Source organism: Thermogladius sp. KZ2Tp1 (assembly GCF_051131135.1).
Lineage (GTDB): Archaea > Thermoproteota > Thermoprotei_A > Sulfolobales > Desulfurococcaceae > Thermogladius.
In genome coordinates this window covers 110,991-130,114 of sequence record NZ_CP151274.1, presented here as the reverse complement: position 1 = coordinate 130,114, position 19,124 = coordinate 110,991, and the positions used below count along the sequence as shown (strand labels likewise).

Annotated in this window: 20 protein-coding genes; 14 read left to right on the top strand and 6 right to left on the bottom strand. The window is 56.6% G+C overall.

Annotated elements, in window-relative coordinates; translation table 11 throughout:
* Positions 1 to 77: 77 nt before the first annotated feature.
* The gene (locus WLZ34_RS00620) at positions 78 to 803 is read right to left on the bottom strand and encodes a peroxiredoxin (RefSeq protein WP_434731459.1); all 726 of its coding nucleotides are present in this window, start codon (positions 801 to 803) and stop codon (positions 78 to 80) included.
* Between the two features lie 132 nt (positions 804 to 935).
* Between WLZ34_RS00620 and WLZ34_RS00615 the strand changes: the two genes are divergently transcribed.
* Together WLZ34_RS00615 and WLZ34_RS00610 are read left to right on the top strand one after the other, a co-directional pair.
* A complete protein-coding gene (locus WLZ34_RS00615) occupies positions 936 to 1,145 on the top strand; it encodes a hypothetical protein (protein WP_428726508.1) in 210 nt (69 codons plus the stop codon).
* Between the two features lie 50 nt (positions 1,146 to 1,195).
* Entirely contained in the window at positions 1,196 to 2,809 is a 1,614-nt protein-coding gene (locus tag WLZ34_RS00610) for an HD domain-containing protein (RefSeq protein WP_434731458.1), read from the top strand.
* Here WLZ34_RS00610 and WLZ34_RS00605 read toward each other — a convergent pair.
* Positions 2,778 to 3,095 (bottom strand): hypothetical protein, encoded by a 318-nt coding sequence (locus WLZ34_RS00605; protein WP_428726506.1) that lies wholly within the window; start codon positions 3,093 to 3,095, stop codon positions 2,778 to 2,780. The genes WLZ34_RS00610 and WLZ34_RS00605 overlap by 32 nt on opposite strands.
* A 112-nt stretch (positions 3,096 to 3,207) precedes the next feature.
* Here WLZ34_RS00605 and ileS point away from each other — a divergent pair, with 112 nt between their 5' ends.
* The 6 genes from ileS to WLZ34_RS00575 all read left to right on the top strand — a co-directional run bounded on the left by ileS (position 3,208) and on the right by WLZ34_RS00575 (position 9,516).
* Positions 3,208 to 6,387 (top strand): isoleucine--tRNA ligase, encoded by a 3,180-nt coding sequence (gene ileS / locus WLZ34_RS00600; RefSeq protein ID WP_434731457.1) that lies wholly within the window; start codon positions 3,208 to 3,210, stop codon positions 6,385 to 6,387.
* A 4-nt stretch (positions 6,388 to 6,391) separates the two neighbouring features.
* Positions 6,392 to 6,799: a cytidine deaminase gene (locus tag WLZ34_RS00595; protein ID WP_434731978.1), complete on the top strand. Its 408-nt coding sequence runs from the start codon at positions 6,392 to 6,394 to the stop codon at positions 6,797 to 6,799.
* Between the two features lie 335 nt (positions 6,800 to 7,134).
* On the top strand, positions 7,135 to 7,575 hold the full coding sequence (locus tag WLZ34_RS00590) for a GIY-YIG nuclease family protein (RefSeq protein WP_434731977.1): 441 nt from the start codon (positions 7,135 to 7,137) through the stop codon (positions 7,573 to 7,575).
* A 102-nt stretch (positions 7,576 to 7,677) separates the two neighbouring features.
* Positions 7,678 to 8,055 (top strand): OB-fold nucleic acid binding domain-containing protein, encoded by a 378-nt coding sequence (locus WLZ34_RS00585; RefSeq protein ID WP_434731456.1) that lies wholly within the window; start codon positions 7,678 to 7,680, stop codon positions 8,053 to 8,055.
* Positions 8,055 to 8,366, top strand: a complete 312-nt coding sequence (locus WLZ34_RS00580) for a PqqD family protein (RefSeq protein ID WP_434731455.1) — start codon at positions 8,055 to 8,057, stop codon at positions 8,364 to 8,366. The genes WLZ34_RS00585 and WLZ34_RS00580 overlap by 1 nt, the downstream gene beginning before the upstream one ends.
* 64 nt (positions 8,367 to 8,430) lie before the next feature.
* Complete coding sequence (locus WLZ34_RS00575; RefSeq protein ID WP_434731454.1) at positions 8,431 to 9,516, top strand: transglutaminase-like domain-containing protein; 1,086 nt, start codon at positions 8,431 to 8,433, stop codon at positions 9,514 to 9,516.
* 71 nt (positions 9,517 to 9,587) lie between these two features.
* On the opposite strand, the gene WLZ34_RS00570 is transcribed toward WLZ34_RS00575, so the two are convergent.
* Entirely contained in the window at positions 9,588 to 10,940 is a 1,353-nt protein-coding gene (locus WLZ34_RS00570) for a TiaS agmantine-binding domain-containing protein (RefSeq protein ID WP_434731453.1), read from the bottom strand.
* On the bottom strand, positions 10,933 to 11,904 hold the full coding sequence (locus WLZ34_RS00565; RefSeq protein ID WP_434731452.1) for a deoxyhypusine synthase: 972 nt from the start codon (positions 11,902 to 11,904) through the stop codon (positions 10,933 to 10,935). The genes WLZ34_RS00570 and WLZ34_RS00565 overlap by 8 nt, the downstream gene beginning before the upstream one ends.
* Before the next feature lie 121 nt (positions 11,905 to 12,025).
* On the opposite strand from WLZ34_RS00565, the gene WLZ34_RS00560 reads away from it, so the two are divergent.
* The gene (locus WLZ34_RS00560) at positions 12,026 to 12,688 is read left to right on the top strand and encodes a restriction endonuclease (RefSeq protein WP_434731451.1); all 663 of its coding nucleotides are present in this window, start codon (positions 12,026 to 12,028) and stop codon (positions 12,686 to 12,688) included.
* Here the strand turns inward: WLZ34_RS00560 and WLZ34_RS00555 are convergent.
* Together WLZ34_RS00555 and WLZ34_RS00550 are read right to left on the bottom strand one after the other, a co-directional pair.
* Positions 12,682 to 13,380 (bottom strand): 6-hydroxymethylpterin diphosphokinase MptE-like protein, encoded by a 699-nt coding sequence (locus WLZ34_RS00555; RefSeq protein WP_434731450.1) that lies wholly within the window; start codon positions 13,378 to 13,380, stop codon positions 12,682 to 12,684. The two genes, WLZ34_RS00560 and WLZ34_RS00555, sit on opposite strands and share 7 nt — an antisense overlap.
* 12 nt (positions 13,381 to 13,392) lie before the next feature.
* The gene (locus WLZ34_RS00550) at positions 13,393 to 14,175 is read right to left on the bottom strand and encodes a GTP cyclohydrolase, FolE2/MptA family (RefSeq protein ID WP_434731449.1); all 783 of its coding nucleotides are present in this window, start codon (positions 14,173 to 14,175) and stop codon (positions 13,393 to 13,395) included.
* Between the two features lie 86 nt (positions 14,176 to 14,261).
* Between WLZ34_RS00550 and WLZ34_RS00545 the strand changes: the two genes are divergently transcribed.
* Genes WLZ34_RS00545 through WLZ34_RS00525 form a run of 5 tightly spaced genes read left to right on the top strand, consistent with a single transcriptional unit; the run spans position 14,262 to position 19,121 of the window.
* Positions 14,262 to 14,492 carry a FeoA family protein gene (locus WLZ34_RS00545; RefSeq protein WP_434731448.1) on the top strand — a complete coding sequence of 77 codons (231 nt, stop codon included), beginning with the start codon at positions 14,262 to 14,264 and terminating at the stop codon, positions 14,490 to 14,492.
* The gene (gene feoB, locus WLZ34_RS00540; protein ID WP_434731976.1) at positions 14,489 to 16,561 is read left to right on the top strand and encodes a ferrous iron transport protein B; all 2,073 of its coding nucleotides are present in this window, start codon (positions 14,489 to 14,491) and stop codon (positions 16,559 to 16,561) included. The genes WLZ34_RS00545 and feoB overlap by 4 nt, the downstream gene beginning before the upstream one ends.
* A gap of 31 nt (positions 16,562 to 16,592) precedes the next feature.
* On the top strand, positions 16,593 to 17,276 hold the full coding sequence (locus tag WLZ34_RS00535; RefSeq protein ID WP_434731447.1) for an endonuclease III domain-containing protein: 684 nt from the start codon (positions 16,593 to 16,595) through the stop codon (positions 17,274 to 17,276).
* 30 nt (positions 17,277 to 17,306) lie between these two features.
* Entirely contained in the window at positions 17,307 to 18,173 is an 867-nt protein-coding gene (locus WLZ34_RS00530) for a class I SAM-dependent methyltransferase (protein ID WP_434731446.1), read from the top strand.
* Between the two features lie 33 nt (positions 18,174 to 18,206).
* Entirely contained in the window at positions 18,207 to 19,121 is a 915-nt protein-coding gene (locus WLZ34_RS00525; protein WP_434731445.1) for a substrate-binding domain-containing protein, read from the top strand.
* Positions 19,122 to 19,124 lie beyond the last annotated feature (3 nt).

Here is a 19,124-nt window from a genome sequence, read left to right as displayed (position 1 = left end):
ATATTCTATATGTTTATAGCTAAAACATACAATCGGGTTAGGAGATGTGCGGAGGTGTATGTAGAAAAAAGGTTGGGCTACTTCTCAGGGACTTGGAGCTTCCAGGGCTTCGCCGCTCTCTCGAGCCACGACCTGACCTGGTTGACCTCTTCCGCGGGTACCTTGCCTTCCTCGATGCAGAACCACCAGTCGAAGCACTTGTACTTTTGCAGCCTCTCAGCAGCCTCCTGTACTGTGGCGGCGGGCGGCACTATCACGGCGTCTCCGATCAGCGCGTTGTTAGGCCAGTTGGCCGGCAGAGCCCTGTGGTACTTGTCGTTGACCTGGAGAGCCTTGATGAGCCTTAGTATCTCGTCGAGGTTCCTGCCTGTCTCCTGCGGGTAGTAGAGGACTGCCCTGACAATACCCTTGTCGTCCACGATGATGACAGCTCTCACAGTGCTCGTAGCGGACTGGGCATGTAGCATGCCCAGCTTCCTGGCGACCTCGCCTGTCGGGTCAGCGATTATCGGGAACGGTATCTCGATCTTAAACTTCTCCTTGATCCACTCGACCCACTTGATGTGGGAGAAGGTGCTGTCAACGCTGAGCCCCAGAAGCTCGGCGTTCAGCTTCTTGAAGTCCTCGTACCTAACTGCGAAGCCTATGAACTCGGTTGTACAGACGGGTGTGAAGTCCGCGGGGTGGCTGAACAAGACAAGGTACTTCCCTAGGTAGTCGTCTGGCAGTTTCTTCGGGCCGTGCGTAGTCATGACAGTCATTTCAGGGAGTTTCTCGCCGATCAGAGGCATCATGCCGGGCACTTTCCCACCTAAGAATACTTTATCTAGGGGTTTGATTTATAAACTTTTTGGTTTCTGAAACTAATTCAAAGAGGAGTGTTTCTAACACCAAACTTAATAGGGATCTCAACCAACCTCTGATCGGTTGAGGGAATGGAGCTGGAGTGCCCGTTCTGCGGCTTCAGGGGTAGACCGAGCGACTTCTACTTCGTCTACGAGTCGGTTCTATACGTGGCAGACTCGAAGACCGTCCCTGAGGAGAGGAGCCGCCCTGTCCTAGTAGTGTGCCCCGTTTGCAGGAACGGGTTTTTCCTCGAGTCGCCCTACAAGGCGTTGATAGAGAAGATGAAGTCTGGGAAGTAATATTTATTAAGATCGCAAGTGTATTTTGTTGAAGGAAAATAGTACTCGCCGTGATCGAGTTGGAGTCAGGCCCAAGCCCGTTCCCGTGGATGCTCCCGTTCAACGCCCAGGTCAGGGACGTGATCTACAACTACATAGACTACATAAAGGGCGTTGAAGACATCGTAATGGACAGCTGGCCCCTTCAGAGGCTGAGGTACATTCTACAACTCCAGATGGCCCACTTCGTATACCCCAGTGCCACCCACACGAGGTTCAACCACAGCCTCGGCGTGATGCACGTGTCGTACAAGTACATCACTTACCTCCTCAAGGGTAGCTTAGAGTACCTCTCGCAGTCCAAGCACTACAGCGAGCTCTCGGCGAGGCTCAAGGAGATCTCGCTCGCTACGAGGCTGCTTGGATTGCTACACGACATTGGGCACGGACCCTTCAGCCATGCCTTCGACGAGTACGTTTACAAGACGAGGGACTTCCTACCATATGTCATAGGCAACCACGAGATCCTCGGGTACCTCATTTACAGGGAGAACATCCGCCGCCTGATCGAGCAGGCCCTCAAGGACAACTACAAGGCGCTCGGGGTCGACCCCGAGTACGCTCTGAACGTGCTGGACGACGGATTGAAGCCGCCGCTCGGTATGAAGGACTACACGGAGCTCCTTAAGAAGGGGCATATCAAGCCAGAGGACTTCTTCGTCCCGACCCGCGATAAAGCGCTGAGCACGATAGTTAGGCTTGTGGTGAGGGACTACATCTTTACGAGCGATATAATGGACTACCTCAAGCGGGACTCCTACTACACGGGCCTCGCTATAGGGGAGATAAACGAGGAGTGGCTCCTGAGGAACACGTTCATAGTAGAGCACGACGGCCTGCTGAAGCCTGCCGTGTCTAGCAAGGCGGTCGACGACCTCGTAAGGCTGTTGGAGGCGAGGAAGATGATGTACAAGAACGTGTACTTCCACCACGTGAACATAGCGTTCGTCGAGACTGTAGGGCGGTTGCTCAAGTGCATCAAGAGCAGGGTCACCGGCATCCTCGAAGACATGCTGGACAGGAACGAGTGGTCCAAGTACGTACTCTTGAACGATTTCAGCATCTACGGGGTACTCCAGTCCCTAGTATACCAGCCTGCGTCTGAGCTCGAGTGCGAGGACAGAGACTTCGCTAAGAGGGCTCTCGAGAGCCTCTTTGTTACGAGGAAACCCATATGGAAGCTCCTCAGTAGAGAGGTCCTGAAGCTAGAGGACGCCAGGGTACTGTTCTCCACGAGGTTTAGCAGGGACTTGAAGAACAAGATAAAGAGCGAGATCGTCAGCGAGCTGAACAGTAGGTTCGGCAAGCTGCAGCTCTCAGACGAGGACGTGCTCACCCTCTACAACAAAGTAGACGTGTTCCCCTCCGCTGGTAGCGAGATAGTCAAGCACCTCCTAGTCGTATCCCTGAAGGACTCCAAGGTGATCGGCTACAAAGAGGTCAACTTCAACAGTTTCGCGGAGAGGCACGGGTTAGTACCAGAGGCCCTGGTCACGGTCTACCTCGAGAGGCGCAAGTACAAGATGCTCGACGAGGACGAAGTCGCGGAGGCCAAAGAGATCGTAGCGAACGTCATAAGCGACTTGGTCAAGGCTAGGATAGCCGAAGCACCGGAGACGAGCTGAAAGACTCCCTCACGAACCTCCTTATAGCCTCGTCTACTATACTACTCAAGTCCTTGTTGTCTGAAGGGCACGTGTCCGTTGTCAGTCTACCGTTGTTGCACACCCTGATAGAGCCGGAGTTTATCAGCTCCTCCACGACTCTTTCAAGCCTCTCACTGTACACGCCTGTTATGGTCAGAGTCCAGTCCTTCAGCAACACCCCGTTCTTCAAGTAAACAATGGAGTGGAGGGTGCTCCGGGACGGCTTGTACTCGCGTACTACGCTCAAGACCAGCTCCTCGAGCAATAAACCACCACGCTCTAATTGCACCTGGATGAACTTAAAAAGCGGGCGGTAATTGAGTTAAAAACGTTAGGATTTATTACTAGTGTTATCACTGCTATTTGACCAGACCTAGGTGGGCTACTACTTGCCCATACCGGGTAAGCTGACGGGACAGTACAATTGGAGAGCCGTTGAGGACGCGGTCAAGAGCTACTGGGCGGAGGTGGAGATATACCGAAAGATGAGAGAGAAAGCCCAGCGCTCGCCGAACACGTTCATCTTCATAGACGGCCCGCCGTACCCCTCTGGAGACGTACCCCACATAGGCACGTTGTGGAACAAGACGTTGAAAGACGTGGTTCTCCGCTTCAAGAGGATGAGAGGCTTCCGCGTATTCGACAAGCCCGGCTACGACTGCCACGGGCTACCCATAGAGGTGAAAGTCGAGCAGAAGCTCGGCTTGACAAGCAAGAGAGAGATAGAGGAGAAGATAGGGGTAGACAAGTTCGTGGAGGAGTGTAGGAGGCTCGCCCTCACAAACGCGGCCTCCATGACGAAGTGGTTCGAGGAAATCGGCGTAGCCATGGACTGGGAAAACCCCTACTACACCCTCGATAACAAGTACATAGAGTCAGCGTGGTGGCTGATTAAGAGGGCTCACGAGTCGGGCCTGTTAGACAAGGACTACAGAGTCGTCCACTGGTGTCCCCGGTGCCAGACCACTCTCGCTGAGTACGAGGTAGAGTACCACGACCTCGAGAGCCCGAGTATAGTAGTGAAGATTCCGGTGGAGGGGGAGCCGAAGACCTTCCTACTGATCTGGACTACAACTCCGTGGACTCTCCCAGCCAACACGTTCATCATGGTTAACCCCAAGGGCACCTATGTTAGGGTGAGGGTGGGCGATGAGGTCTGGATACTCGCCAAGACGCGCCTCGGGGAAGTCATGGAACTAGCGGGACTTGAGGACTACTCTATCATCGAGGAGTTCCCAGGCGAGAGACTCGTAGGTTTAAGGTACAAACACCCCCTCGAAGACCTGGTCGAAGCCCAGAAGAAGCTGGGCAAGTACCACGTCGTCCTCCCCTCGGAGGAGTACGTAAGCCTACACGAGGGTACGGGCCTAGTACACGCGGCTCCCGGCCACGGCTTCGAGGACTTCGAGGTCGCCAAGAAGAGCGGTATTGACCTGGTTGTGAGCCCGGTCAACGACGAGGGCGTCTTCACGGAGGAGGCTGGTAAGTACCAGGGCATGTTCGTACGCGACGCCAACAGAGCGATCATCGAGGACCTGAGAGAGAGGGGCTATCTCGTGTACGAGGGCTCCATCATCCACAAGTACCCCGTGTGCTGGAGGTGCAAGACGCCCGTCGTCCTGCGTGCAACGAAGCAGTGGGTTATCAGAGTATCTAGGTTGAGGGAGAGGCTAGTACAGGAGGCAAAGTCTGTCAAGTGGATACCCGAGTGGGCGCTCCAGAGGATGCTACACATGCTCGAGAACGTCCAGGACTGGGTGGTATCTAGGCAGCGGTACTGGGGGACGCCACTACCAGTCTGGGTTTGCGAGAATGGACACTACGTCGTAGTCGGGGACGTCGACGACATCAGGAGGCTGGGCGGCGAGGTCCCGCCAGACCTCCACAGACCATGGATCGACAGGGTCGAGCTCAAGTGCCCCGTTTGCGGCAGGAGTATGAGAAGGGTCGAAGACGTCGTGGACGTCTGGTTGGACAGCGGTATAGCCTTCTACGCTGCCAGGGGGCGCCCGCAAGACCTCAAGGGAGGGGAGGTAGTCGTAGACTTCATTGTAGAGGGGCACGACCAGACGAGAGGGTGGTTCTTCTCACTCCTGAGGTCGGGCGTCATAGGCTTCGGCGTCAGCCCATATAAGACTGTCTTGGTTCACGGTTTCGCCCTCGACGAGAAAGGGAGGGAGATGCACAAGAGCTTGGGCAACTACGTGGGCGCAGACGAAGCGATCAAAACGGTTGGTAGAGACCCGCTCAGGCTGTGGCTGTTGAGCAACACTGTGTGGGAAGACCTGAGGTTCTCCTGGAAGAGCATCGACGAAGTAGCGAGCGACCTGCAAGTGGCTTGGAACGTCTACTTGTTCGCCTCCACCTACATGAACCTAGACAAGTTCGACCCCTCGAGGAACAGCTTAGAGAAGTTTGCCGGCAGGCTGAAGTTCGAAGACAAATGGTTGTTGAGCCGTTTCACGAACACCTTGATCAGGATAACAGAGAGCCTCGAGAACTACAGGATACACGAAGCTGTCAGAGAGTGGAGGAGGTTTGTCGTGGAAGACCTGAGCCACTGGTATCTCAGGATCGTTAGACCGAGGATATGGGTGGAAGAGGAGACCGAGGACAAGCTAGCAGCGTACGCGGTGCTCTACTACGTCTTGAAGAACATGTTGGTGGTGGCTGCCCCCTTCACACCCTTCTTTGCGGAGTACGTGTACCAGAAGGTCTTCAGACCCGTCGAGGGCGCCGAGTCTGTCCACCTCTCCGACTGGCCACAGCCAGACTATTCGCTCCTCGACCCCTCAGTAGAGAGGGAGATGGAGGTCGTCAGGACACTCGCAGACCGGGTCGCGGCGGCCAGGATGAAAGCCGGGATTAAACTGCGGCAACCAGTCAAAAGCGTGATAGTCTACACGGACAAGAAGGAAGTCGCCGAGGTCGTGGAAAAGCACTCGGAGCTCTTAAAGAAGGTGTTCAATTCGAAAGCGGTGGAGGTGAAGGGCGCAAAAAGCGTCGAGGAGATAGTGGTCTACACCCTGAGACCGGTCTACAAGAGGCTCGGGCCAAAGTTCAAGGAACTAACAGGCAGAGTGATAGAGTACGTCAAGGGAAGAGAGAGCGAGGTCGCGCACGGGCTCCTGACAAAGGGCTACTTCGACCTCGAGATCGAGGGGAGGACTGCGAGATTAGAACAAGGCGACTTCGAGGTCGTCGTAGGTTACGTAGAGGGCTACACAGTTGAGGTAAGCGAGCTTGGGACAATAGCGGTCGACAAGAGGTTGACGGAGAAGGAGGTCGCGGAAGGGCTGGCCAGAGACGTCGTCAGGAGGATCCAGGTGATGAGAAAGATGATGAACCTAGAGCTCGACGAGAAGGTCGAGACGTATATCGTCGCCCCGGCCGACAAGAAGAGCCTACTCACGTGGTACCAAGACTACGTGAAGAACGAGACAGGCTCCGTGAAAGTCGAGCTCGTGGACACGCTCCCCGAGCTAGACGGCTACGCCAGGGAGTGGGACATAGGTGGAGACGTGTTCGTCATAATGGTGAGAAGGGTTGGACGATAAGACTATGAGACTCCTCATAGAAGAGGCTAAAAGGGTCCTCCCACACTCCTACGCACCCTACAGTGGTGTCCACGTCGCTGCTGCCGTCCTAACTGACAGAGGTAACATCTACCGAGGCGTTAACGTAGAGAACAGCAGTTACGGGCTCACGATATGCGCCGAGAGGTCTGCGATATCCGCCATGGTAACAGCTGGGGAGAGGCGCCCGGTGGCGATCGCCATCGTCACAGACATGGACAAGCCCATTCCTCCGTGCGGAGCTTGTAGGCAGGTGTTAGCAGAGTTCAACAGCGAAGTAGAGGTGGTCATGCACAGCGTGAAGACGGGTAAAACCGTCGTCGCGAACCTGAGAGACCTCTTTCCCTCGCCATTCAAGTTGAGGTCTACGGGGTCCGGGGAAGGAGTGAATTAGCCAACCCCCATGACAACCAGCATTTACGAACAGTATAGGTACCTAGAAACGTACTCGCCTTCCGGGATATATCCGTCGAGGGCTCTCCACCTCGATTAGGTGCCATAGGGGCTCTAATCCAGGCGACTACCTTACCTCCCGCCCTCCGGCAACACCCCCTAGTGGAGTACTCGAGAGTCCAGTCCAACGACTAGCCGAACTCGCCGTCACACAACTCGTACACGAGCTAGCGGCGGTCAGCTGAGTAACTCCTCATCAGGTCTCAGCTGAAACCGAGGCTCATCACTACCTTAAAATCACTCCACACGGTGATTAAAGGGTGGTCGTCGCGTTTGGTGAAAGGGCTCTACGTACTGGTGCTCACCCTTGAGGAGGACTTAAGGGTGGTTACACGCGGAGGGAAGGTCTTCGATCTACCGAGGGGTGTCTACCTCTACGTCGGCTCAGCTAGGGGCCCCGGCGGCGTGGAGTCGAGGGTGAGGAGGCACGCCTCTAAGTCGAAGAAGCTCTTCTGGCACATCGACCACGTTACGTCTGACCCGAGGGCGAGGGTCTTGGGATACTTCGCGGTGACCGAAAAGGGTATTCGGGAAAACGTTCTCTCTACATTGCTCTCAGGGGTGTTCGAGCCGGTGAAAGGGTTCGGGTCTAGCGATGACCCGACCGCAGTATCGCACATGTTCAGGTGTCGGTGGGATGTCCCCGAGTGTCTGGAGAGAGCCTCGAGGAGACTCGGCGAGCTCGGTGTAACCGTCAAGTTTATTAGAGCCCCTTAGCTTAGGGGTTAGCGACGTATCGGAGTCGAAAGCGTAATGGAACGTGAGTCGGAAGAGGAGTCGGGGGGAAACCCCGTTAATATAATAGACCTAAAACCCGGAATGGAACACGTGAAGATCAAGGGCAGGGTCCTAGAAGCCGGGCCTCCCAAAGTAATCCAGACGAAGAAGGGGCCGCGTACGATCAGCAACGCTGTAATTGGCGACTCGACCGGTAGGGTAGAGACGACCCTGTGGGGCGAGAAGGCGGGTACCATCAAGGAAGGGCAGGCGGTCGAGATAACAGGTGCCTGGACGACGAGCTTCCGAGGCAAGGTCCAGCTGAACGTTGGAAGGTCAAGCGAGGTAAAGGAGGTCTCCGACGCCGAAGTCCCCCAGCCGAGCGAGGTACCGGCCGACTCGCCTACAGCGCCGGAGGAGGAGCGACGCCCCGTTTTCCAGGGCCGGAGGCGCGGTGGGTTCAGGCCGAGGCGAGGGTAATGAGCGAGGAGCACACCGCGGACACAGGGGCTAAGAGCCGTTACGAGGAGATAAGGGGCCTTAAGCCGCTGAGGCAAGGAACCTTCCTTGGAGAGGAGGGCGAGAAGTTCTACGTCGCGAAGAGCGAGGAAGAAGTGTACGAGCTGTCGCCGCTAGCGTACTACGTCTGGCTGCTGTGCGACGGCGAGCACACCGTGGAGGACGTAGCGAACACCATCAGTAGCGAGGTAAACATGCCTCTCGAGGACATCGTTGAACCCCTCGTCGAGGTGCTCGAGAGCCTACACGGTGCTCAGCTGGTCGTGTACTGACCACGCCCTCGGTCCCTGCTCGTATATAAGTCCATTTTTTAGATAACTACTCCTTGAGAGAGTTATGCCGCGGGCCTTTCTAGTCGCAATAGCGGTATTAATCTTGAGCTTGTCAGTTGTGCCGACCGCTCTGGGGCAGGACTTCACGCCTACTGTACAACAGGTCTACGTGAAGATCTACAACGAGGTCCAAAACATGGGGTCTACGCCTGTCCCCCTCTCCGAGACGGGGGTCACGGAGTTCAACTACCCACTCGAAGACCCGACTCAGAGGATAGAGCGTGTCGAGGCGCGGTTTAACGGCGTGAACGTCAGTTACGCTATTTACGGTGGGGACGAACCCTACATCAGGGTCATCCCCCCAAGCTCGTGGACGAACCTGACGCCGGGTTCTAAAGTCGACGCGTGGGTGGTTTACGTGGTCAGAGTAGACACTTTGTCCAGGTTCGAGAGCATAATAGACTTCTCGGACGCGTATATAACAGGCAACACTAGTAGGCTGGAGGAAAAGTCCCAGCCTATAGTGCTGAACTCGACCTTGGAGGACTACGTATCCGCGACGAGCGGGTGGAACTACACCAACCCACTCATCAAGCTACTCCTCAGGTACGTGTTGTCTATTGCTGACCCTGGCAAGCCCGTAGACCTCGTGAGAACTGTTGTAGAGTACGTGGACTCCAACATCGCCTACTCGATCAGGACGCCACCGAGAGAGCCGTGGGAGACCCTCCTCTTCATGGAGGGCGACTGTGACGACCAGTCCAACCTCCTCGTGACAGTGCTCAGGGGGCTTGGGATACCCAGCTACCAGGAGTACGGCATGGTATACTTGTCCAGCGATTTCCGCCTGGAGACTGTGGGGGACAACGGGATGCTCAATATAACCATGGTAGGCGGGGGAGGACACGCGTGGGCGGTTGCCTTCCTGCCACCCTGGGGGTGGGTCCGCATCGACACTGTTTTCGGCGTTAAGGGCAACTGGCTGTCCCACATCGTCTCGATACCCTACTACAACTACCCTACGGTCGTCATGGGGAGGAGTAGAGGGGAGGCGAGCCAGGTCGAGTGGCTGAGCTTAGAGAGGCAGATCGCTAGGGCGAAACTCAAGTACGTAATATTGTACGAGGTCTCGGTTGTAGAGCAGTTTTAAAGGCTTAACAACATTACAAGCTACTTGGATGACCGAAGACTTCAATGCTGAGCCGTGACGAGACTCCACCCCTAGGGAGCCCCCGACGGTGGTTTAATAAAGGGGTCTACTAGCCGGTAGTCGAACTTCTTCGGGGGTATACTAAACCTCTCAACGGGCTTCATCAAGTGCTTGAAGGCATGCTTCGGCGGCTGGTAGAGACCTGGTGCTATACTCCTCTCGATCCTTATCTTCACCTTCCCCAACTCCGTTGTCCGGTAGCCGCACTTCGGGCACTTGAACCCCTTTCCATACCCCGCGCTAGTCATCCTAGCCCCACACCTGGGGCATAGCGGGTTCTCGAACCTGTAGACCTCGGTGAGCCTCACCACCCGCAACTTCTCGAGGTTGAGGGTCGGAGGGTGGGTGGCGGAGCCGGGCCTCACACACCCCATCACCTCGACCTCGTCCCCGGCCACGAGCTCGGAGACGACGTCCCTGAACTCCTTGGTGGGCTCGTAGGCCGCGACGTCTATTGAGCAGTGTCCGTCTGACACGCTGAACACGACATGCCCGCCCTGGATCCTTTGCGGGGCTCTCGTGATTATGCCCCTGACTCTCACACACCTGTAGGGGTACGCTTCGCAGACCGACTCCACCTCCTGGAGGTGCATGTCGGTGTGCTGGTTAGTCCTAAACAACACCACCGCCTCTACTTCCTCGAACACTCTTATCGACTTCAGCGCCGTCACAATGGGCTCTGGGCTCTCTCCTCTTATCCCCATTAATATGGGGTCCGGGCCTCTCGGGGTCGCCAACAGCCGGCCCGTGTCGTGATCGTAGTTGAGGAAGAGAGCTCCCTTAGATCCCAGCTCGGCTTCTTTGACCGACTCCGCGTCTACGAGCCTCGGCCTACCGATGTTCTCCCTGACTCTGTAGAGAATCGCTTCGTACGTGAAGTCGCCCTCGAGGAGGTCTACGCCTATCGCAGCTGTAGCCCCTACTAGCCCTCTCCTCCCCTTAACAGATTTTGCCAGAGCCCCCGACTTCTCTATGACTCTCTCAACGACTTGGAGAGGGATCAGGTCCCCGACTGCTCTCGTGCCGATCCTCCTCAAGTACTCGGGTATCCCCCCTTCGAGCACGACGATTGCCGGCTGATGCTTCGGGTTGTCGAACTCCCTGGCGTAGTCCTCTGCCATCACCTCGATCATGTCGAGTATGTCTCTGGCGGCCCTCTCCGTCTCGAGCCTTAGGGCTACGGCACCGTTCCCTCTCGTCTTCCAGGGCACCGCTGGATTGAGCCTTACTAAGTTGGGGTAGTCGACCAGCCTAGCCTTCCTACCTGTCAACTCCCACGCTATTTTGACAGCCAGGTGTGTGGTACAACCCCCCGTGTGGGAGTCGAAGTCGTCTATCCCAACGTGTACTAGCAAGTTACCCACGCTTCATAAGGCACTTCGCCCCCACCACAATTATTGGCAAAAGGACGGTGGCGTCGCCGTAGACCACCACGCTCTTCCCGCTGGGCTTCACCTTCCCCCACGTTATGGCCTCCCTCAAGTGGGCCCCGCTCAGGCTCCCGTCGTACTCGACCGCCGTGGTGATGTAGACGCTGTACTCCATCCCCTCTTTGAACTGAGACCACCACAAGGCGTGGTGCTTCGATATGCCACCACCTACGATCAGCCCCCCGACCTTCCTCGCCGAGAACACCTTCTCCGAGAGGAGCTTCTCGTCAGCGAGGAGGTCTAGTTTCAGGCCGCTCATAGTACTGTGGAAGACGATGTTCGTTCCAAAAGCCCCGTCCAGTAGGCCTGGGACTACTACGGGCACCCCTTTCTCGTAGGCTGCTCTGAGGAAGCTGTTCTCGTCTCTCAACCTCTTTCCGACCTCTGCGAGTAGCTCCACGCCGCTCCACTCCTTCTTGACCTTCACCAGCTCGTCCAATAGGCTCCTCGTGAACTTCTCTATGGCTATACCGTAGCCTTCCCAGGGTATTAGCACGTTCCCGAGCCTGTGCACCTCCACGCTCCTCAAGAACGCGTCGTCGTATAGCCAGTCACCCTTATAGTACCTCGAGCCAGTAGACCTCGCTATGTCATGGTCTACGGCCCCGCACGTCGTTATAACCACGTCGGCGAAGCCCTCCCTTATCAACTGAGCGATGACCCCTCTCAGGCCGGTCGCGGCGAGGTTACCGGTGAAGGAGAAGATCTTGAGGACGTCGGCGTCACTCAACATGGCGGCCAGTACCCGGGAGGCGTTGTAGACGTGGGAGGCCATGAAACCGTGGGACTTACCAAAAGCTTCGACGAGGTCGCACACAGTCATCTCGTGTGAGACTGTGTAGTCTGAGACACTCTCAACTAGGATGTCCCTTCTAGCGCTCTCCACAAAGTCCGACATCGGCGAACGCCTCGGGGCGGTGCAAATTGGTCGTGCTCATGATTCTTATCGCTGCTCGGCTAAAATACCTATTTAACTCGGTCAACGAGTACTTGAGAACGCACGGCAACAGGGTTCAGCAATGATAGTAAACCCGCTAGAGCTCCTACTAAAGTACCGCGTTTTAACCTTCGAGGAGTTGTCGAGGTTGTCGGGCTTCTCCCGCGAAGTCCTAGAGAGGCTGGTGAGAGACCACGGCACAGCTCTACGCGTCGAGGGCGAGCTGGTCAGGGTCGTCAACCCGATCGACCTAGCCCTGAGGCTTGTACAGCGGGGTATGAGCCCTACGAGGGTCAGCGAGCTGATCTCGTGGAGGGACTTCGAGGAGTTCTCCGCGGAGATCCTCTCCAAGAACTCGTACGAGACCGTCACAAACCTCTTGCTGACTAGTCCCGTGAGGTTCCAGATAGACGTCTTAGGTGTCGACACGGTGACGGGTATAGCCCTAGCCGTGGACTGTAAGCACTGGAGTAGGAACACGAGGGTCTCTCTGACGGCCGCAGCCCAGAGGCACCTCGAGAGGCTCGAGAAGATGAGGAGGTACCGTAGCTTTGTGGCGGCTCGTTACCCGGTCGTGAAGAGAGCCGTAGAGGTCGCTGGCGTCATCCTCACGCTCGTTAGGCCGCTATTCAGGGTCTACTCGGGCACTGTCGTTCTAGTCTCTATAAGTGAGTTCAACTCCTTCCTCCGAGACCTACGGGCTGTGATGGACGAGCTGGACGTGAAGCCTCTCAAGCTCTATTGAATAAACTCGATTCTGACCCCTCTCTCTTCAAGGTACCTCAAGAGCACCCTTGCCACCTCGAGCTTGAGCCTCTTCACACTCAAGTCCTTTACGACGTCAGAGGGGCAGTAGTGGGGGCTGTCGAGGTCGAACCCCGCGAGTATGACGCGGGTACTCCCGAGGGCCCTTGCTAGGAAGACGGACCTGTCGCCGTCCGTGAAACCCCCGAAGTTGTAGACAAAGGGTCTCGGCTCCACCTGGGTCGAGCCTACGAGCCTCCCGTCCAGCCTCGGCACCACCGCTCTCAGCCTATCCACGTTGTCCCCGTGGGCGTGAACCACTACAATAGAGCCCCTCTGGGCCGCCAAGTTTATGTACCTAACGTCGCCGTCAAGGTCTGTCACCACTATCAGCGGCAGGACGCCCTCTTCGAGTAGGTGCTTCGTGGAGCCGTCTGCCGCTATAACGGGTAGGTGGCTGTACTTCTCCTTGTAGAGCCTGGTGTCCTCCTCCAGGTTCTTGCCGCAGCCGAAGACCACTACGGCGCCTCTGAGCCTCGGCAGCTGTTCGAGCGTGGTCTTCCCTCTGTGGGCCGAGATCAGGCCGCTCAGCACGTCTGTTGCGTACTGGTCTCTATCGAAGGACAGGGGCAGCCTGGACTTGATCACACTGTAGAGGGCCGTCCACTCGCTCCTGTCTACGACCCACGTCAACGCCCGGCTCACCTATCCTAGCTTCACTCTCAGTGCTGCCTCGACGTTGTACTCGTGGATGGACTCGAATGAGATGGCCCTGACGGTGGCATAGCCCTTGAACCACTTCAGGTTGTCTCTTATCCAGCTCGCCACCTCTCTCACGACATCCTCGACGAACATAGGTCTCTCAACAAGCCCTTTTATTAGCTCGACTTCCTCGACCCTGTTCAAGTACCCTTTCAACGATGGCTGGACAATGCTCGAAAGACCGCTTATCAACGCCTCCTCGTCGACCTCCGCGTGGCCGCCTCTCAGCGTCACCTCTACGACCACCCGCTGCATGTGGGTCAGAGGCCTCCCGGTCAGCTCGAGGGAGGTCTGAAGCGCGCAGGGACAGGCGTTGGAGGTGGTGAACCTGTAGCTCCAGACCCTCCTAGTCACGCCCACGCCCCTCGCGTATAGCACTCGCTTGGAGGCTTCGAAAGACCTGTAGTCGTCCCCCTCTCTGACGAGACCGCTGGCCTTCAGTACCACGAGAGCCCTACCGGAGTACTCGTGGAGGGATAGCAGCCTTTCAGCTAAGACCTCCGGCTCTCTGTAGACATGCTCGCTCGTCATGGACCTCACGGCCTTATAGCTCCTAGACAGGTGAACCCCCCTCATGTAGGGTGGTAGGTCCACGTAGGCCTTCAGCATCGGGACAAGCGTTATACTCCCCCAAGTAAACGGGGGCAGCCTTATCCACCCTATACCGACGAAGTCTATGTAGATCTCTCGCGCCGGCCTCTCGTCGTGGATATCGCGGGTCGACATACCGGGCTACACACCTTTAAAAAGGCGTATCAGCGTTATAGCATAATAGGATTTAGTGTTAGGATAACCGAACATGGGAATGGAGGATGCTTACACTCGACAATGCTAGGCCTGGTGCGAGGCTTAGGATTGTGAGCGTGGACGGGAGAGGGTGGGTCCAACGGCTCTACCAGATGGGTCTCCTACCCGGTAGTATCGTGGAGGTCGTGTCAAACTACGGTGTTGGACCTGTAGTGCTGAGAGTGATGGGGGTAGAGGTAGCTATTGGTAGGGGGATCGCCAGGAGAATCTACGTTGAAGAGGTGAAAGAGAGCTGAAGGAGGTCACTGTAGCAGTAGCGGGTCAGCCTAATGTCGGCAAGTCTACGTTCTTCAACCTGCTTACCAAGAACAGGGTTTTGGTTGCCAACTGGCCGGGCGTTACAGTCGAGAAACACGAGGGGTTTCTAGAACACAGGGGCTACCGCATCAAACTAGTGGACCTGCCCGGCGTCTACGGCCTCTCCGCGTTGACCCTGGAGGAGAGGATTTCGAGAAGCTACATCCTCGGAGGAGAAGCTGACGTCATTATAGCGCTCGTGGACACGACTATACCCGAGAGGACTCTGTACCTGCCCATCCAGATCCTAGAAATGTTCAGGAACGTAGTGGTAGCCTACACAAAGTACGACATGGCTCACGAGATGGGTATACACATAAACTTCGACGCATTGGAGAAAAGGCTCGGCGTCCCTGTAGTGCCTGTATCCGCGGCGACAGGCTACGGTATAGAGTACCTCTTGGACAAAGTAGTAGAAGTAGCGGAGAAAGGCGGTAGAAGAGACTACTTGAGAATCGACTACGGAGAGCTAGAGCCTTTCATAGAGAGCGTCGAGCGGGAGCTGGCGGAGTGCGAAGGCTTGAAAGAGTACCCCTCGAGGTGGCTCGCAATAAGGCTACTCGAGGGCGACGAAGAGCTATCCGAGTTACTGTCTGAGAAATGCGGTGGCGATGTGTACAGGTCATTAGAGGAGGTGAGGGCGGAGGCCCGGAAGGCCGTTGGTAGAGACATATCCGAGTTCGCGTCGGCGAAGAGGTTTAGCTTCATTATGAGCCTAGCTCGCGAGGCGATAGTCAGAGCCAGGATCCCCGAGACGAAAAGGGCGAGGAGCCTTTTCTACCACCCTGTTATCGGGATGGCGCTCAGCTTAACGCTACTCTTGTCGATCTTCATGCTGGTCTTCACAGTCAACACGGGGTTTCCGTTGAACACCGTATTGTCGTTACTCGGGCAGGAGGAGCTGGCACGTGCTGTAGAGGAGTACAGCCTGTCGGGCCTGTTGGAGAAAGGCCTGGGCTGGCTCATGGACCTGGCGAGGTCGTCTATAGCTAACCCGCTGCTGGCGAGTTTTGTAGCAGACGGCGTCATAGGCGGGGTGGCCACAATACTCGCTTTCCTACCACTGATACTCATCGTCATGTTTGTCCTGTCCGTGGTAGAGGACGCGGGTCTACTCCCGAGGATGGCCGTGGGGGTTTCGGCGTTGACGACAAAGATAGGCTTGTCAGGCAACGCGCTGTTCCCAATAACCATCTCGCTCGGGTGTAACGTCCCCGGTATAATGGGGGCAAGGGCAAGCCTGACGGCAGGTGAGAGGATTAGACAGATACTCACACTGCCGTTAGTCCCCTGCCAGGCCAGGCTCGTCGTCTTACTGGCCCTCGCGACAGCTCTGAGGACTCTAGGTGGATGGCTTATGGTCTTCACTGGCTACGTGGCGGCCTTCTCGGCGTTCGTAGTATTGAACTACGCCTTGTACAGGCTCTCGAGGACAAGGGAGCCTACCCCCGAGATGCTCCTAGAGATCCCTGCTTACCACAAGCCGCTCGGCAAAGTCGTGTGGTGGATGACGTGGAATAACGTGAAGCACTTCCTAGAGAAGGCGGGCACGATCATATTCTTGTCCAGCGTCGTCGTATGGGCTTTGTCGTCGTTTACCCCCGCGCTCACTTACACTGATGACCCGTCTAACAGTATCGCAGCAGAGGTGTCCAGGCTCCTCGCTCCCGCGGTTTACCCGTTCCATGTCACAGGGGAAAACACCTGGATGGTGGTCTTCGGGCTTCTCATGGGGTTCGTCGCGAAGGAGGTCTTCGTGTCGAGTATTCTCACGATAACCGGGGCTCCCAACATGGCGGAGGCGGTCTCGGTGATAGGCTTGACGGACGCTCAACTCATCGCGATAGGGGTCTTCACGACACTCTATGTCCCATGCCTAGCCACTCTCTCCACAATATATAGCGAGACGAGAAGTGCCAAGCTCACGGCCCTCTCAATCCTCCTGTTGATGGGCACGGCTTATCTCATATCCGCACTCGTATACTACCTACTAACGTTAATACTGTGAATCCGTAATCTAATTGGTCCAGGGTCTGTTTTTGAAGGAGGTCTGCACGCGTATCTACGAACTGTTGTCTAGGAAGTACGAGATAAGAGAGGGAGAGTTCGTCGGGCTAGTTGCGAGAGGGAACCTCTTCGAGCACCTCGTTGCCGTCCTATTGAGCCAGAACACCAGCGACAAGAACGCTATCAAAGCGCTCTCCAACTTGAAAGGCAAGCTCGGCGAACTCGCCCCCGAGAAGGTTCTTTCGCTGGACACAGGCGAGCTAGCACAGCTGATAAAGCCCGCTGGCCTACACCTTCAGCGGGCTGAGAGGATCGTGGAATTGGCGAGCTACCTAAGAGACCGGCTCGAGGAGTTCGAGTCGGAGGTCAGGAAAATGGACGTCCCAGAGGCCAGGAGGGTGTTGATGAACCTACCTGGGGTGGGCGAAAAGACTGCTGACGTCTTGTTGCTGGTCTACTTCGGGAAACCGGCTTTCCCAGTCGACACGCACATAAAGAGGATAACCACACGGCTCGGCTTCGTGAAGGGAGGCTCGTACAAGAGAGTATCCGGCTTCTGGCTAAGCTGCCTACCGCCAGATAAGTACCTCGAGACCCATCTCCTTCTAATCCAACACGGCAGGGCGACCTGTAAAGCCAGGAAGCCCTCGTGCCACGAGTGCCTCATCAAAGAGTTTTGCGAGTACTATAAGTCCAGATACCCCCATCAACAGTAGTCGGGAGACAGTCTGAGCGTGGGGGTAACGTTGTCCAGGGGTAAGGTGCTGAGAAGGCTGGCTGGCGAGACGCTGGGTGAGGAGGTGGCGAGCAGGCTGTGGGGGAGGATCGAGTTCGTAGGAGACATAGCTCTGATCAGGATACCGCCCGGTATAGAGGCTGACGTTCTCAAGCGACTCGCCGAGAGGATCTTGGAGGAGTTCAAGTACGTCAAGAGCGTGTGGGGCGGCTACCCTGGCGTCCAAGGGGAGTACAGGCTCCGGAAGTACGTTCACCTGGCTGGAGAGCCGAGGAGCGAGACAGTCTACAAGGAGCACGGCTGCCTTTTCAAGGTGGACATCACGAGGGTGTACGTGTCCCCAGTTCTAGGCTTCGAGCACAAGAGGGTCGCCGGCCTCGTCCGGCCAGGTGAAGTGGTTCTAAACATGTACGCGGGCGCCGGCTTGTTCAGCATTATAATCGCAAAGTATAGCAGGCCGTCCAAAGTCTACAGCGTCGACATCAACCCAGACGCGTACAGGTACATGGTGGAGAACGTCAGGCTCAACAAGGTCGAGGGGGTGGTAGAGCCCATTCTAGGGGACGCTGTAAAAGTGATCCAAGAGAGGCTCGCCGGCTCGAGCGACAGGGTCCTAATGCCCTACCCGGACATCGCCTTAGACCACCTCCCCTACGCCGTTATGGCCTTGAAGGACGGCAAAGGAATGGTGCACGTGTACCTCCACGTTAAGGCTGCTAAGGGCGAGGACTACTTTGGGAAGGCCGTGGCTCTCCTGAGCCAGAGGCTCGGCGAGGTCGGCGTCAAGTGGTTCAACGTCGCGAACAAGAGGGTCGTCAGGATGGTGGGGCCGCGAGTTTACCAGGTCGTACTCGACGTTGAGGTGAAAGTTTTTTAATTGAAAACGGAGTCGAGACAAAGGGTGCTCCTCGTGGGCAAGGCTGTAATCGTGCTCGTGCTCCTCGCGGCCTTCCTAGCCGGGTTCGCGGGCGGTTACTTGTTCAGCTCCGCGAGTACCCCGAGCGGGTCGCAGGCACCGCCTACTAGAGTTACAGTGTCGACGACGACTAGCTTGTACCAGACCCACCTGCTAGACGACCTGCTGGCGGACTTCAAGAACGCTACCGGGCTGAGTGTCGAGTTCAGCGTCCTCGCTAAAGGGAGTGGCGAGGCGTTGAGACTGTTGAGCGACGGCTCGGCCTGCCTGGGCTTCACCCACGCGCCTTCACTCGAGCTGAAGTACCTTCTCAACGGTAGCATCGTCAGGCTGAGCATCTTCGCCTACAACGAGTTCGTGATAGTGGGGCCAAAGGACGACCCGGCTGGAGTCTCTAACGCCGCATCGGCTGTCGACGCCTTCAAGAGGATCTACGAGGCGGGTGAAAAGGGCTTGGCCAAGTTCGTGAGTAGGGGCGACAACTCCGGGACTCATGTGAGGGAGCTACAGCTCTGGAAGCTCGCGGGGCTCGACCCCAGCGGTAAGGCCTGGTACTTGGTCTCGGGGCAGGGCATGGCACAGACCCTTCTAATGGCCGACAACCTCAAGGCGTACACCCTGACGGACGTCGGGACGCTCCAGAGCCTCGTATCACAGGGCAAGATCAGCGATTTGGTTGTACTCCTTAGAGACCCCAAGCTACTGATCAACGTCTACAGCTTCTACGTCTCCTCTAGCCAGAGCTGTAGGAGCAAGGACGTGAACAACCTAGCGCTCCTGCTCGCCGAGTACTTGAACACGAGAGGGCAGCAGTTAATAGCCTCAAAGTACAAGGGCCTCTTCAACCCAGCCCTTCAGAACCTGACAGTTGTCGAGTCCGCCTGGGTCGAGCTGAGCAGGCTCGCCTGACGC

Bases quoted from the DNA above. Each gene is read 5' to 3' on its own strand.
- WLZ34_RS00580 (WP_434731455.1), top strand. From the start codon at position 8,055: ATGAGCGAGGAGCACACCGCGGACACAGGGGCTAAGAGCCGTTACGAG.
- WLZ34_RS00550 (WP_434731449.1), bottom strand. From the start codon at position 14,175: ATGTCGACCCGCGATATCCACGACGAGAGGCCGGCGCGAGAGATCTAC.
- WLZ34_RS00575 (WP_434731454.1), top strand. From the start codon at position 8,431: ATGCCGCGGGCCTTTCTAGTCGCAATAGCGGTATTAATCTTGAGCTTG.
- WLZ34_RS00545 (WP_434731448.1), top strand. From the start codon at position 14,262: ATGCTTACACTCGACAATGCTAGGCCTGGTGCGAGGCTTAGGATTGTG.
- WLZ34_RS00565 (WP_434731452.1), bottom strand. From the start codon at position 11,904: ATGTCGGACTTTGTGGAGAGCGCTAGAAGGGACATCCTAGTTGAGAGT.
- WLZ34_RS00560 (WP_434731451.1), top strand. From the start codon at position 12,026: ATGATAGTAAACCCGCTAGAGCTCCTACTAAAGTACCGCGTTTTAACC.
- WLZ34_RS00595 (WP_434731978.1), top strand. From the start codon at position 6,392: ATGAGACTCCTCATAGAAGAGGCTAAAAGGGTCCTCCCACACTCCTAC.
- WLZ34_RS00585 (WP_434731456.1), top strand. From the start codon at position 7,678: ATGGAACACGTGAAGATCAAGGGCAGGGTCCTAGAAGCCGGGCCTCCC.
- WLZ34_RS00615 (WP_428726508.1), top strand. From the start codon at position 936: ATGGAGCTGGAGTGCCCGTTCTGCGGCTTCAGGGGTAGACCGAGCGAC.